The organism is Aquimarina litoralis (genome assembly GCF_019295435.1).
Lineage (GTDB): Bacteria > Bacteroidota > Bacteroidia > Flavobacteriales > Flavobacteriaceae > Aquimarina > Aquimarina litoralis_A.
The window spans coordinates 89,712-104,312 of record NZ_WEKL01000108.1; the positions used below are offsets into that span (position 1 = coordinate 89,712).

The window sequence follows — 14,601 nt, forward strand, 5'->3', positions numbered from 1 at the left end:
TTATTTAATAAAAATATTTCCGACGCTTCAGGCTTAGAGAATTTTAAAGCTTTAGAGAAATTAGATATTTACGATAATAATTTAACTGCGTTAGATGTTCGTTCTAACACCAATTTAAAAGAGTTAAACTGTTTAAACAATCAACTCACTTCCATAGATCTTTCCCAAAATACGTTATTAGAAAGTTTGTTTTGTACTAATAATCAACTGTCCGAAATTGACTTCTCAAATAATAGCTTATTATATAGAATTGGTGTTTCATACAATGCTATTACCAGGTTAGATCTTTCAAACAATCCTTTACTTGAAGTAATTTTAGCAGATAATACCGATTTAATTTCTTTGGATTTATCGAACAATCCTGATTTAGTTGAAGTTGAAGTTACAAATACACCAATTGTAACATTAAATCTAAAAAATGGGGCAAATCCAAACATCGAAGAGGTCTATTTAGAAAACAATCCAAATTTAATCTGTGTTTCGGTAGATGATGTGACTTACGCAACTACTAATTGGACAGATGTTGATGATGCTAATGTATACAGTGCTACAGTTTGTAGTGTTACTTATACTACTATACCAGATACCGTTTTTGAAGAGCTATTATATCATTTAGGTTATGATGATATTAGCAATGATGGACAGGTTCCAACAGAATTTATCCAAACCGTTACTTCTTTAGATTTAAGTAATAACGCCATCACTGATATTACCGGAATTACTGATTTTACTTCCTTAGAAGTGTTAACAGTTTCTTCAACTTCAATTGTCAATTTAGATTTAAGTGGGAATACAGTAATTAAAGAAGTATATGCAGAACCTTCAATTATAGAAAGTATTGATGTGAGTAATATGGCAGCTTTGGAAATACTAGAATGTAATGGCTGTGACGAACTAAGTACTGTCAATCTTACTGGTGCAACTAGTGTAAAAGCTTTAAGTTTTATTAATGTTACTAAGCTATTGAGTTTAGATGTAAGTACAAACACTGCTTTAGAAATAGTTACATCTTACGGTAGTTCATTACAGAGCTTAAATACAACTGGTGCAACAGCTTTAAAAGAATTACAATTATATAGCACTCAAATCTCTAGTTTAGATCTAAGCACGAATACGGCTTTAGAGATATTGAATGTACATAGTTCTGGTATCACATCGTTAGATGTATCGTCTAACACTAATTTAACAACACTACATGCTTATAGTTGTGGTTTATCAACTATCAATACCAATGGTGCAATTGCTTTAGAGGAATTGTTTGTGTATCAAACACTAATTACTGAACTGGATGTTTCAACAAATAAGGCGTTAACTACTCTATATTGTTATAATAATACTTCATTGAGTTCATTAAATGTAAGTGGAGCAACTGCTCTGACAGATTTAAGATGCTATAGCTCTTCTGGAATTCAAACTTTAGATCTTTCAACAAATGTAAACTTAACTACTTTGCTTTGTTATTCTAGTGGCTTGGTATCTTTAGATTTAAGAAATGGAAACAATACAACCATTACCAATTTTGATGCAACTGGCAATGGCGATTTACCATGTATTATGGTAGACGATGTTAGTTATGCGGAAACAAATTTTACAAATGTAATTAGTGGTACAACATTTAGCACAACTACTTGTGGGTATACCTTAATTCCAGATGCAAATTTTGAAGCTGCATTATCTTTTCGTGATGATGTTAGCGCCGATGGAAAAATCCCTACAGCAAATATTGAAACTGCTACTGCCTTAGATATTGTATCAAAATCTATTTCAGACCTTACAGGAATTGAAGATTTTACAAATCTTGCAACTTTACGATGCGGGAATAATTTAATTAGCAGTTTAGATCTTTCTAACAACAACAATCTAACCTTTTTAAACGCTGCGGTAAATAATATAGAGAATATTAATTTTGGTAATACTTCAATATTAGAATCTGTTATCATTAATAGAAATAACTTAACTGAAGTAGATGTTACGAATCTAAGCAATTTAAATTACTTAAGTATTTGGGATAATGAGTTAACTTCAATCGATGTAACTCAAAACACACTTTTAGAAGTTTTAAGTGTTAGGAATAATACTATAAACGCAATAGACATTTCTCAAAATACTGAATTAGAGGAATTAGATGCTGGAAGTTGTTCGCTATCAGAAATAGACTTAACCARAATTCCAGACCTTACTAAGGTATATTTAGAAAACAATAATTTAACGGCTATCGATTTAAGCAAAAACCTTAAACTACAAGAGATATACATATATGAAAACCCATTAAGTGGTTATTTAGATTTGAGTGAACATACTAGTTTACAAGAATTCGATATTACAAATTGTGATTATTCAGCAGTAAACCTTAAAAATGATTCTAATAACCTACTCACATATATAGGTGCTACAGGAAATACACACCTAACTTGTATTCAAGTAGATAATGCTACTGATGCTACTTCAAAAATAGATGTAGATTTTTACTTAGACAACCAAACAACTTTTAATGAAGATTGTGGGTATAACTTTTCAGTTTCACCCGTAGTAATTTTAGAAGGAGCTTTTTCATTAGATACGGGCAATATTGTAATGCATGATAACTTACGAGATAATACTTCGGTATTAATTCCTACGACTTCTCCTTATGCTGATGCTGCAATTTGTGAAGCAACAATTTTTGATACCACAGGAGAAAATGCCGTAGTAGATTGGGTAGAGGTTCAATTAAGAAACGCATCTGATATTACTCAAATAGAAACTTCAAAATCGGCCTTGTTACTTAGAAACGGAAACATAGTAGATACTGATGGTACTTCCCCCGTATCATTCAGTCAAGTGCAAGGCGATTTTTACTTAGGAATTGCTCATAGAAATCACTTAACAGTTGTTTCTAATGCTAGTTATTCCTTTACGAATACTGCTACTTCAATCGATTTAACCAATACTACAAATGTTTCTGGAGGAAATAGTGCTCTTGTAAGTTTAGGAGATGGTTATAACGGTATTCCATTAGGAGATGCAGATGAAAATGGTCAAGTACAAAATGCTGATATCTCTAGTACTGTACTTCAAATATGAATTTCAGGCTATAGCATTTTTGATACAGACATGAATGGTCAAGTACAAAACTCTGATGTGAATTTGATATTAAAAAATATCGGTAAAGGAGAACAATTTTAACTACAACTTTTAAAAACTAATAAGGTATGTATAGGATTTCATTATGTATATTTTTTTTAAGTTTTACAGTATATACATTACCAGGGCAATACACACAAATTCCAGATGCGAATTTTGAAGCTGAAATATTTTCACAAGACTACGATGATATTTCAGGCGATGGACAAGTGCCTACGGCTTTGATTGAAGATGTAACTTCTCTGGATGTATCAAATAAAGGTATTGCCGATTTACCTGTAAAGTCTCGAATATCTAAAAAATTTCAAAATGAAAATTAAACTACTTAATTTATTGTTTTTATGTTTTCCGTTATGGAATATGGCGCAAGAGTTTGGAACCAATGATTTTCAAGTTTCAGATGCTGTCTCTACCACTAGTGATTTTGCAATTGTGTCTTCCGGAAGTGCAGCCTACAATAGTACGAACAACAACTATTTAACAGTTTGGTCTGCAGATGATAATAATTTAGTCTCTACAATGGCAGACCGCGAATTTGAAATCTTTGGGCAATTTATAGATGCTAATGGTAATGAGCAAGGGGTAGACTTTGTAATTACGGAACACGTGGGTTATGGGGGTGCCTCTTTTGGTGCTAATGAAYCAAGAATTGCCTACAATAGTACCAATAATCAATATTTATTAACATACTATGGAGATGTTAGTACACTATCTGGTAAAGATGAGATCTTTGGCCTTATACTGGATGATACTGGTAATGTGGTAGTAAACACATTTCAAATTACCACAACAGGTACGACAACTGATGCAAATTTTGATGCGCAGTCTCAGGAGGTGGTATACAATTCAACAGATAATGAGTATCTCGTAGTGTATAGATCTGATACTTCACTTTTAAATAAAGATGAAATCTATGGACAAAGAGTGTCAAGTACCGGAACATTAGTGGGTACCGAATTTCAAATTTCTTTTTCAGGAGACGCAACAAATACTCTCCTCGATGCAGACGAACCTCATGTAGCGTATAATGCAATAGATAATGAGTATTTAGTGGCTTGGTATTCTGATGCTGACAGAAACAATAAAGAAGAAATATATGGTCAAATTGTTACAAACTCAGGAGTCTTATCCGGTACTAATTTTCAAATTTCAGTGACTGGTGATGCTACTAATAATTCTGAGGATGCTTTTGAACCTGTGGTTGCGCATAGTACAGCCCAAAACGAATACTTAGTTGTATGGAATGGTGATCCCGTTTCCGGACTCGAAGATATTTATGGACAACGTATATCTAATACAGGGGTTTTTATAGGGGCAAACTTTTTAATTAGTTCTACTACAACAAACAATTCTGATTATGACGCAGAAGTGCCTTCTGTGGCTTATAATAGTATGAATGATACATATACAGTTATTTATAGAGCTACTTCTGACAATTCTTGGGGTAYTTTTATGCAGGAAGTCGATGCTGCTGCGAGTTCATTRATTAATTCAGAAATTAGGTTAACAGATCTTGATGTTCGTTATGATGATCCCATAGTTGTCGATAATGGACAAAATGAAATATTGGTTCTTTTTGAAGGAGTAGATGACAGTCAAATGTATATACAAATGTATGACACTACCCCCATACAGTATACAGCTATCCCTGATAGTAATTTTGAAGCTGCTTTAGAAGCTTTAGGATATGATGATATTGCTGGGGATGGACAAGTGCCAACAGCTTTAATAGAAGTAGTTACTTCCGTAAACTTATCGGATCAAACCATTACAGACCTAACAGGGATTGAAGATTTTGCCGCTTTGGAAACTTTGGTAGCAACTAGCAATAACTTTAGCAGCATTAATCTCTCTCAAAATATAGAATTAAAAGGGCTAAGTATTTGGGGAAATGCTTTGGAAAGTATCGATTTAAGTAATAATACAAAATTGACTTCATTGGTGCTTTCTGATAATAATTTGACTGCTTTAGACCTTTCTGATAATATATCACTTCAAGAACTTTATGTATCTAATAACCCAATTGAAAGCCTAGACCTAAGTGTATTGAGCAACTTAATTGGTTTTGAAGCTAAAAACTGTAACTTATCCCAATTGAATATTAAGAATGGTGCAAATACCAATATTGGCTATTTTGATACGACAGGCAATCCCAACTTAACATGTATTCAGGTTGATGATTCAGCATATGCAACAGCTAATTGGCCGGATAAGGATAGTACTGCTAAATTTAGTATTGATTGCGAATCATTAACCATTTCTCCAAGTGTAATTCTAGAAGCCGCTTTTGATGAAAATGATTTCGGATTTACGCCTATGTTGGCTAATATTCGAGAAATTATTCCTACAACTTCGCCATACAATACCAATGAAACTTGTAATAGTTCAGTATTTAATACAACTGGTGATAGTGCCGTGGTCGATTGGGTAGAAATTCAATTAAGAGCTACAGATAATGTTAATGAAATTGTGAGTACAAAATCTGCTTTATTGCTTAGAACAGGGGATATAGTTGATGTAGATGGTGTAAGCACTCCAATAATGACTGCTTGGGAAGGTGATTACTATGTAGCCGTAGCACATAGAAATCATTTAACATTAGTATCTAACGCTACATATTCACTCCAACTTTTTCAAAACACAACAATTGACTTTAAAAAGACGGAAAATGTACAAGGAGGAACCAATGCTTTTACAGATTTAGGAAATGGTTCTTACGGAATGCCTTTGGGCGATGTTGATGCAAACGGACAAATACAAAATACAGATACTAGTTCAGTAATTACTCAAATTGGAATTTCTGGATATAATATATACGATGTAGATATGAACGGACAAGTACAAAATACCGATGTAAATATCATTCTACAAAACATAGGTAAAGGAGAACAATTTTAAATCTTTGATTTACTTATGAGCTTGCTAAATAAAATTATACAAGGCGTTATAAAAAATTAAACTGTGAATAATATGAAAAAAATAATAGGAAAACATCGGTTATCAATAACATTGTTACTGTTTTATATGATAATATTTTATACAGTTATACGATTATCTTTTGCTTGATTGAGGTAATCTATAAAATTGCTAATGTTGTATAAAGAGCTAAGGGGCTTTATATAGTTAAAATTAGCAATATCAGCGATGGTAACTGCCTGAATTTATTTTCAGGCAGTTTTTTATATGGATCTTGTATACTGGATTTATTATAATTTTAAGTAATACCTCTCATTTTTATTATGATGTTACAATTAGAAGTCCATCAATTATATAGAGATTTTAATCTGGTAGAAACCCATACGGATTAAGTAATTACAATTATAATTAATCCAGAAGTTTCATACGATACTAGATGTCATAGAGCTGAGGTTTTCCAACAATTAGGTGTAATAACTTGTAAGTTATCGTTAGGTTGATGCCCATAGAAGGAAAACTGTATCTATCATTATATGTTGTGATTACTGGGAAACTTTATGCAAATTTTGTGCAAATAAAAAAGCGTTACAGTGATTTATTTCTGTAACGCTTTGATTATCAAGTGACCTCGGCAGATTACCTTTGGTGTTCCTTTGAATTCCGTAGTCTAAATGAAAAGCCGCAAATCACAGATTTGTACTTTTTTGTTCATATTTCAATTCTTGAACTTTGGCAGAACTATCTTTGATGATCCTGAGTAAACTCCCCTTTGCAAATAAGAAACCACGAGCTATCGCTCTAGTTCTTTATCTTATTCCAAAATTTCAAACTACGTTTGATTTTTCCATAAATTAAAGAACCACGTCTTTTGACGTGGTTTCTTGCTTGTAGTGACCTCGGCAGGATTCAAACCTGCAACCTCTTGAGCCGTAATCAAGTGCACTATTCAGTTATGCTACGAGGCCTTTTTTGCGGGTGCAAATATATGCGAAATTTATAAATTATAAAACTATTTTAAAATTTCTTTTTTAAAATTTTGAGTGATTTTATGAGCTTCTTGGAGATCATCATCCATTACCAAAAGTTCACTCGAATTTTGAAGCGTTCCAAAACCTGCTAATCTTGCAGATTCATCATGATTTTTAATTATGGTAGCAATACCCGCTTCATCCAGCAAAAAAGCTAACCTGTTTGTAAGAATAGATGTTCCAATATATAATTTGACGTATGTTCCCATAATGCTATGTTTTAATATGTTTTTATAAGTGGGATGCAAAAAGCATCCCACTTTTTGATGTTACTACTTTGGTGTTTTTTGTGACATCATTTTTTTCGCAAGATCCGCACCAATTAGTGATTGTAATAAATTGGTATCATTTTCTTGCTTTCCTCCATCCTGAATGTAAATTTCAGGTAGTCTCAAATCTTTTAATTGCTTGGCAACATTTACAGAGGTCTTAAATTCCCATTCAGCGCGCTCCTGTGGAGTAAGACCCGCATTTACTAACTTTGCATTCTCATAAGACTGTGCGTCTGCCATTGTTTTCTGAGTTTTTGCTTTAAACTGTGCTACTTCATAGTTTTTTCGCTCTTCAATAAGATTGAATTCAGCCACTTTAGCCTTTGTTTCAGCTTCGATGGTTTTTTGAATTTGCTCTTTTTCTAATCGAGCTCTTTCTGCAGCTTTTTCAGCTTCTCCACGAGCAATCTCTTTTTGCGCTCTATAAAATTCACGTTCTGCCTGCTGTTTTTCTAATTGTGTCTGTGCTACTTCTTCTTTCTGTAACTGAAGACGTTTATCAAACTCAGGCTCCCAGTCGATTTCGGTAACTACGGCTTGTACCACCGTTAAACCATATCCTCTTAAGGAGTTGCCTTTCTCACGAACAGGCTCTCCATTATGATATTTTATGCGAAATCTTTTTTGTTTCGATTCCTTGTTAGGAATTGTTCTTACCGTAGTGCTATCACCAATAGTTTCTCTGGTTTCAGTCGCAATAAACTCTTCCAAAACATACATTCCGTTTTCTAACTGATCTTTAAAATACCGATCAAAATCAGATGCTTGTCCAGATATATAATCTTGTGCATCCATAAGTTTACAGGTATTCTTAATAGACTGATCTATGTTAGGGATGATTCTAGATCTGATTAAATTTTTCTCCGTTTTGTTACGATCTGCAACCGATAAAAATTGATCTTCATCTGCAGTATTGATACTGATCACCACAGAAGTAGCGATTCTCGCTTTTACCGCATCGCTAAATGCCCAATATTTTGCCTTGTCTACATTGGCGTATTTGCTTTGCTCACCCAACTCGTTTTTCTTGTTAGGGATGACGTATTTAATAGGTAATTCAAACTGTATAGGGATCAATCTTCCCCACATTTTGGTATTAATTCCCTGATTAACCACTGCTTTTTGGCTTCCCCAAGGATATTGCACTGCGTATGCCGTTCCTGGTTCTGCATAAAAGAACATCCCTGAGATGACACTCATACATAATCCAATAAGGATCATAGCGATGTTTCTTTGTCGAGTAAACTTGTGTAATAATTTTGATTCTTTGAAAAATGGTTTGATAATAAAAATGGCAACTCCAATAATTACCATTATGATTCCTAAATATGTAAGCATAGTAATGACTTTTTAAATGTTAGTTATTTATAATTCATCAAAAAGGAAGACTAAGGATTACATGATTTCTAGGTTTTTAAATTGAAAATAATTGTTATTGTATTGTTGTACTTTTTTTAAAATATAGTACTAGAAGCTTATAAAAAAATATTTATGCTAAAATCTGCGAAAGTGAATGTTTTCTGTAAGGTAAAAAATGATTTTAGTTTTAATTTGTAATCTTATTTCTTTAATTTATGTTTTAAAATATAACTTATAATGATATTTTAACTATATGTTTGTAATAATTGAAGGGGCTTTTTTGGGTAGTTTCGATAATTCAAGGAGCTTTTTATAATTTTTGAGGCTCTTTTTTCGATTTTCATTATTTTGCAACTATGAACATACAAGAACTGATAAGAGATATTCCTGACTTTCCAAAACCGGGAATTATTTTTAAAGATATTACTCCTTTACTGGCAAGTTCTGATGCTTTGGTATATGTAGCAGATCAACTTTCTGCGCTAATTCCGAGTGGGGTTACAGTAGACAAAGTAATCGGTATCGAAGCGAGAGGTTTTATTTTAGGAGGTATGATTGCACAACGATTAGGCGCTGGATTTGTGCCAGTTCGCAAACAGGGAAAATTGCCATCGGATACTTATAGTAAGAGTTATGGGTTAGAATATGGAGAAGATGTTTTGGAGATTCACCAAGATGCTATCAAAAAAGGAGAACGTGTATTAATTCACGATGATGTATTGGCAACTGGCGGAACAGCAAAAGCTGTTTGTGAATTGGTAGAGCAGCTAGGAGGCGAAATTGTACAGTGTAATTTTATTATGGAATTAAGCTTTCTAAATGGAAAAGACAAACTTAAGTATCCTATAGGTTCTTTATTACAATATTAGTAGAAGGAACAAACAAAAACAGTCTTTACCGAAGTAAAGACTGTTTTTGTTTTTGTATTGTTCTCTAAAAAATTATTTTTTGGTAATCGCAATGATCGCTCCATCTTTTGCTTTATCTCCATAAAGACTAACAGCAATATTAGATTTTAGGAAATCTACTTCTTCCAACTTATCGGCTTTGGCTAATTCATCCAACGTTTTGAAATCTGCTTCTTTTCCATCTATAATGATTAATTTTTCGATATCAGGATCATCTATAAAACTGTACTTTTTAGATTTTCCAAAATTCGCAGGGAACTGCTGATTGTTAAAGAATATATTCCCATCTTCATCTTCTTTAAACTCAAAAGAATTCATGATTTGATCTTTTAGCTTTCCTATATTAAAATGCTTTCCATTAAAAAATATAGAATCACCTTCTTGATCAAAGTCAAAATTGAATCTAAAATTCTGATTCTTTAAAAGACTGTCTAAGTCAAAATTTTGATGCTGAAATCCAATTTGATTTCTCCAGGAGTTAATATCAAACATTCCCGAATTTGTGATATATAGATTACCATTTTTATACCCAAGTTCTACATCTGATATCGGTTCTGAAGAAGACGAAGAGTATTTACTTTTTGCATTTCCTTTTTTTAAGATTATGCTAAGGCTCGTAATTTCATTTTGTTCATTGAACTTTATCTTCTCAATGATTAGTTCTATCCCACTTTCAGAGAAAAAGTCTTTTAAATCATCTAGTTCTTTTTCTGTAGTATCCTTATTAATAGTAGCTATAATTTCATTTGGAAGTAAAGCGTATTGAGAGGAGTCTGTAGATAATTTAGACGTGAAAGCAGTTAAGGAAAGTATACCTAGTATACCCATTCCTAAAAAGATCCATTTTTTCATACTAAATATTATTTTTTCGGTTTTCGATTTTTAATTGAAATGAATTCAAAAATAAATACGAAGTAGGAATAGGAGTGTTGCAAAAAGAAAGTGATTTTCAATATAAAATTTTGAAAATTAGTATTATAGTGCTCTTTTGGTAACATATAACCTCCAGCCAAAAATAAGCAACTGAAGTTTAGAGGCTTTGCTGAGATCTAGCCTTCTTTTAGTAAAACTTGGGAGCAATATCTTATTTAATCTAGCCAAAAAAATAAAGAATGGTTTTGTCATGTCAATAAATCATAGGGTGTGAAGAAAATCTTTGAAATATAAAAATAAGCAATTTTAGAGGATTAGATCATTAAAAAAACTCACTTGATTTCAAGTGAGTTTTTTGATAAATATTATATTATGAATGTATTATTTGGTGATGATTTCTACAACTCCTTGTTCTCCTTTTACTCCAAATTTGGTTAGTGCTCTAAGACCTTTATAAACATTCACGGATTTGATCTTGTCTGCGTCCAAGCTTCCAAGTGAGCTGTGTTTTGCCATTTTACCATTTACAAAGATCAAAGGTTCTTTACCATCTTCAGTGGATCCAAATCGAATGTCGTTGTTATCTATGTGAATGTCAAAACCAGTACCTTTTTTATATTTCTTTTTAGCATACTTCTTAGTAGTAATCTGAACAACACCATCTTCAGCTTCTTTTCCGTATTTCTTGATAGCTTTTTTACCTTTAAGTACTTCTACTGTAGCAATATCCTTAGACTTTAACTTCTTTACGTCCTTTTTAGTAGCTTTTTTACCATCTATATAGAATAATGGCTCCTTATCAGAATCACCATCAAATTTGAAGGTTGTTTCATGACTGTCAGAATGGAAATGTATACCATCTTCATCATCACCACTTTTGACAATAAAAGAGTTCTTGCCTTTCTTTAATATTTTGTGTTTGGATTCTTCATTGATAAGGACAAAGCTTTTTCCTTCATCATCAGATTTTATTTCGATACTATTTACACCGACATGTTTGTGTTTGCCGTCTTTGCTGATCCAAATATTTTTATTCCCTGTTTGTCCGATATTAATCTTTTCACTTTTACTGTCATAGGATAATACAAAGGGTGAAATAGGGGAATCATTAGATACAGAAAAATTAGCATTACTCTTTTTAGAAGATACTTCTACGCTAATACTTGTAATTTCATCGCTGCTATTTCTTTCAATATCACTAAAACTAACTTGCACATCATACTCATTTTTCAAAATACGTTGCATTCTATCTAAATCTGACTTTGTAGATGTTTTATTAATAACAAATTCAATGGTGTTTTTCTTTTTGATTTTTGAAGTCTGCGTTTTAGTAATAGTGCTATTTTGAATATTAGCATTTGTATTACTAGGTATACTAGTAGTACGCACATCTTCTTTCTGTAAGTTTTTAGTAGGATACTTTTTTTCTGAAGTAGCTATGGTTTTCTTATTAGTATTGGAAGATGTAGCCTTTGCGGGAAATTCAGCTTCTACTTCTTTATCAGTAATGTCAGAAACATTAGCTGTGCTTAGTGCATTGCTTTCAGAAGTTATAATTTCTTCAGGAGTATCGGTCTGAATATATTGAATTTCAGTTTTTGTATTAAAACTCCATAAAAACAGACATAGTAATGGAAGGATCATTGTGGCTTTCCATAAGTTTCGATGATTGGATTCTTTTTTGTTTAACATAACGATTCGTTTTTTGATTAATGACTGATAAAAATTATTAGTGATTGATGAATAATTATTAGCTGATACCTTCACTAAGGTGAGCTGATAATCTTTTTTTGAAGGAAGATCACGTATGGCTTCCTGATCAGCAATAAACTCAAGATTTTGTTGTAAGCTTTTTTTGTATAACCATGAAAAAGGATTTATCCATTGAAAAATTACAAACAAGTTGATGAGTAATATATCTAGAGTATGATACTGTTGGGCATGTATTTTTTCATGCTTTAAGATCATTTCTAATTCTTTAGAATCATGTAGAATGGGGTTGAATATAATGTATTTAAAGAAAGAAAAAGGAGCGATGTCTTCTCTGGTTTTTAGAAATGAAAAACCTTGTCCTTGTTTGTTATCGCTTTTTCTAAAAATTTTACGAAGGGAAACCAATTGAATAATAAATCTAACTGATAAAATAAATGTGATCACAGCATACCCAATAAGTAATAGTAGATACCAATTTATGGGAGCAGAAGGTATTTCTTCGCTTACAGAAGCATCAGAACTGTACTCGATGAATTGAAAACTAGGTTGTTCGATAAATTCTATTTGAGTGAACTCTAAAAACGGTAATAAAAGAGAGCCTAGCATTCCAGCCAATAAAAAATGTCTGTTCGCTGTAAAAAAAGTGTCTTTTCTTAATAAGAAGAAATACACCATATAAAATAAGGAAAGAATAATACTCGATTTCAGTATGTATAATAGAAACGCTTCCATAGGTTATTTTTTTTGTTCAATTACATTTAAAATCTCTCTTAACTCATCTGCGGTAATCTTTTCTTCTTTAGCAAAAAAGGAAACCATGTTTTTATAAGAGTTATTAAAGTATTGGGTCATTGCTTTGCCTACAAAGTTATTTCGATAAGCTTCTTTAGTAATAATTGGATAGTACTGATGTGTTTTGCCAAATGCTTTGTGATCGATGTATCCTTTTTCTTCTAGATTTCTTATGATCGTAGAAACAGTATTATAATGTACTGTGTTATTTAATTCCGCTTGAACCTCTTTTGCAAATGCTTTTTCGAGTTTCCATAAAGCTTGCATGATTTCTTCTTCCTTATTGGTGAGCTTTTCCATTTTCTTTTTTTATTTGAAGCCAAATATATAACTACGAATCTAGTTTCACAACTATTTTTATAGTTATTTAACTATTTTTGTAGTTTTCAAATCTTTTAAGGGTGTTTAGTTTGTTAAAAAAAGGTGTAACATTTACCACATATCCTATACTTATTCTATATTCGCAAACAAATTCATAGCATATGATTCAGAGTATATTTTATGTACTAATAGGTTTTGTATTACTTGTAGTAGGAGGAGAGTATTTGGTGCGTTCTTCGGTTGCTTTATCCTTTAGATTAAAGTTGTCAAAAATGGTGATTGGACTTACTGTGGTTTCCTTTGCTACTTCTGCTCCTGAATTATTAGTGAGTTTGCAAGCAGCTTTGGGTGAGTCTGCAGATCTTTCTTTAAGTAATGTGATTGGATCAAATATTGCTAATATTGGTTTGGTCTTGGGAATTACGGCGTTAATAGGTCCTTTGGCAATTGATAGAGATTTTTATAAGTTCAATTGGCCAGTTATGATGTTACTATCATTGGCATTATATGTTTTTCTGGATAATGATGGGGTACTTACCAGATTAGAAGGTGGAGTTTTATTAGGATCTCTTTTTGTGTATATGTTTTTATTAATTAAAAGAGCAAGAAAGAATGCGGATAAAATGGTGGAAGATGTTGATGATTCCCTAGAGAGTGTATCTAATTTTAAAATGATATTTTGGCTGCTTATTGGTGGAGTATCTCTGTATTTTGGATCAGAGTTATTGGTAGATGGAGCAAAGGATATTGCTTCAAGAATGGGAGTAAGTGAAGCTGTTATCGGACTTACAATGGTTGCTGTAGGAACTAGTGTTCCAGAATTAGCCGCTTCGGTTATAGCTGCTTTAAAACAGGAAAAAGCAATTTCCTTAGGGAATTTAATAGGTTCTAACATTTTTAATATCGCTTCTGTTTTAGGAGTAACTTCATTAATTCAACCAATTGCTGTTTCAGATACCCGTTTAATGAATATTGATATCTTCTGGATGTTAGGATTTGCCATGATATTATTACCATTAGCATTTGTGCCTAAAAAAATGGTTTTAGGACGACCTAAAGGATTTTTAATATTTGCAGGCTATTGTATTTTCATTGCATTGGTTTTTATCAACTAGCTTACTTAGAAATTATAAATACTAGAAGTCTATAGTATCCTTTTTATATAGTATAGTTAATTGAGCTTTTCATCATAAGGATTTATAAGTACCTATTCTTTTCGTTTATGTATGCATTCCGGTTTTATATGAATGTCATCACAAAATAGATTGATCTATAAGATTTTAAATTTAAAGCATA

At 32.1% G+C, this 14,601-nt stretch carries 10 protein-coding genes and 1 tRNA gene; 4 read left to right on the forward strand and 7 right to left on the reverse strand.

Annotation, left to right across the window (positions count from 1 at the left end):
- Positions 1-3,191 precede the first annotated feature (3,191 nt).
- Positions 3,192-3,443 carry a hypothetical protein gene (locus GBO31_RS24360; RefSeq protein ID WP_219011243.1) on the forward strand — a complete coding sequence of 84 codons (252 nt, stop codon included), beginning with the start codon at positions 3,192-3,194 and terminating at the stop codon, positions 3,441-3,443.
- Positions 3,433-6,021, forward strand: coding sequence for a leucine-rich repeat domain-containing protein (locus tag GBO31_RS24365; protein WP_219011244.1), 2,589 nt, complete (start codon positions 3,433-3,435; stop codon positions 6,019-6,021). The genes GBO31_RS24360 and GBO31_RS24365 overlap by 11 nt, the downstream gene beginning before the upstream one ends.
- 909 nt (positions 6,022-6,930) lie before the next feature.
- On the opposite strand, the gene GBO31_RS24370 is transcribed toward GBO31_RS24365, so the two are convergent.
- The 3 genes from GBO31_RS24370 to GBO31_RS24380 all read right to left on the reverse strand — a co-directional run bounded on the left by GBO31_RS24370 (position 6,931) and on the right by GBO31_RS24380 (position 8,677).
- Positions 6,931-7,004 (reverse strand) — tRNA-Arg (locus tag GBO31_RS24370).
- 44 nt (positions 7,005-7,048) lie between these two features.
- Positions 7,049-7,276, reverse strand: a complete 228-nt coding sequence (locus GBO31_RS24375) for a putative signal transducing protein (protein WP_219011245.1) — start codon at positions 7,274-7,276, stop codon at positions 7,049-7,051.
- 63 nt (positions 7,277-7,339) lie between these two features.
- On the reverse strand, positions 7,340-8,677 hold the full coding sequence (locus tag GBO31_RS24380) for an SPFH domain-containing protein (RefSeq protein ID WP_219011246.1): 1,338 nt from the start codon (positions 8,675-8,677) through the stop codon (positions 7,340-7,342).
- A gap of 377 nt (positions 8,678-9,054) precedes the next feature.
- On the opposite strand from GBO31_RS24380, the gene GBO31_RS24385 reads away from it, so the two are divergent.
- The gene (locus GBO31_RS24385; RefSeq protein ID WP_219011247.1) at positions 9,055-9,567 is read left to right on the forward strand and encodes an adenine phosphoribosyltransferase; all 513 of its coding nucleotides are present in this window, start codon (positions 9,055-9,057) and stop codon (positions 9,565-9,567) included.
- Between the two features lie 72 nt (positions 9,568-9,639).
- Here GBO31_RS24385 and GBO31_RS24390 read toward each other — a convergent pair whose 3' ends face one another.
- From GBO31_RS24390 to GBO31_RS24400, 4 genes are all read right to left on the reverse strand, one after another.
- Positions 9,640-10,458, reverse strand: coding sequence for a hypothetical protein (locus GBO31_RS24390; RefSeq protein WP_219011248.1), 819 nt, complete (start codon positions 10,456-10,458; stop codon positions 9,640-9,642).
- A 123-nt stretch (positions 10,459-10,581) separates the two neighbouring features.
- Positions 10,582-10,731 carry an SsrA-binding protein gene (locus tag GBO31_RS27115; RefSeq protein ID WP_246615983.1) on the reverse strand — a complete coding sequence of 50 codons (150 nt, stop codon included), beginning with the start codon at positions 10,729-10,731 and terminating at the stop codon, positions 10,582-10,584.
- A 129-nt stretch (positions 10,732-10,860) separates the two neighbouring features.
- Positions 10,861-12,924, reverse strand: a complete 2,064-nt coding sequence (locus GBO31_RS24395; RefSeq protein WP_219011249.1) for a M56 family metallopeptidase — start codon at positions 12,922-12,924, stop codon at positions 10,861-10,863.
- A gap of 3 nt (positions 12,925-12,927) precedes the next feature.
- Positions 12,928-13,284 carry a BlaI/MecI/CopY family transcriptional regulator gene (locus GBO31_RS24400; RefSeq protein ID WP_219011250.1) on the reverse strand — a complete coding sequence of 119 codons (357 nt, stop codon included), beginning with the start codon at positions 13,282-13,284 and terminating at the stop codon, positions 12,928-12,930.
- Positions 13,285-13,466: 182 nt separating this feature from the next.
- Between GBO31_RS24400 and GBO31_RS24405 the strand changes: the two genes are divergently transcribed.
- Entirely contained in the window at positions 13,467-14,420 is a 954-nt protein-coding gene (locus GBO31_RS24405; RefSeq protein ID WP_219011251.1) for a calcium/sodium antiporter, read from the forward strand.
- Positions 14,421-14,601 lie beyond the last annotated feature (181 nt).

What these genes read in the sequence shown, in the direction of transcription:
- GBO31_RS24385 (WP_219011247.1), top strand. Translation starts at nt 9,055, where the DNA reads ATGAACATACAAGAACTGATAAGAGATATTCCTGACTTTCCAAAACCG.
- GBO31_RS24380 (WP_219011246.1), bottom strand. Translation starts at nt 8,677, where the DNA reads ATGCTTACATATTTAGGAATCATAATGGTAATTATTGGAGTTGCCATT.
- GBO31_RS24360 (WP_219011243.1), top strand. Translation starts at nt 3,192, where the DNA reads ATGTATAGGATTTCATTATGTATATTTTTTTTAAGTTTTACAGTATAT.
- GBO31_RS27115 (WP_246615983.1), bottom strand. Translation starts at nt 10,731, where the DNA reads ATGACAAAACCATTCTTTATTTTTTTGGCTAGATTAAATAAGATATTG.
- GBO31_RS24375 (WP_219011245.1), bottom strand. Translation starts at nt 7,276, where the DNA reads ATGGGAACATACGTCAAATTATATATTGGAACATCTATTCTTACAAAC.
- GBO31_RS24390 (WP_219011248.1), bottom strand. Translation starts at nt 10,458, where the DNA reads ATGAAAAAATGGATCTTTTTAGGAATGGGTATACTAGGTATACTTTCC.
- GBO31_RS24405 (WP_219011251.1), top strand. Translation starts at nt 13,467, where the DNA reads ATGATTCAGAGTATATTTTATGTACTAATAGGTTTTGTATTACTTGTA.
- GBO31_RS24395 (WP_219011249.1), bottom strand. Translation starts at nt 12,924, where the DNA reads ATGGAAGCGTTTCTATTATACATACTGAAATCGAGTATTATTCTTTCC.
- GBO31_RS24400 (WP_219011250.1), bottom strand. Translation starts at nt 13,284, where the DNA reads ATGGAAAAGCTCACCAATAAGGAAGAAGAAATCATGCAAGCTTTATGG.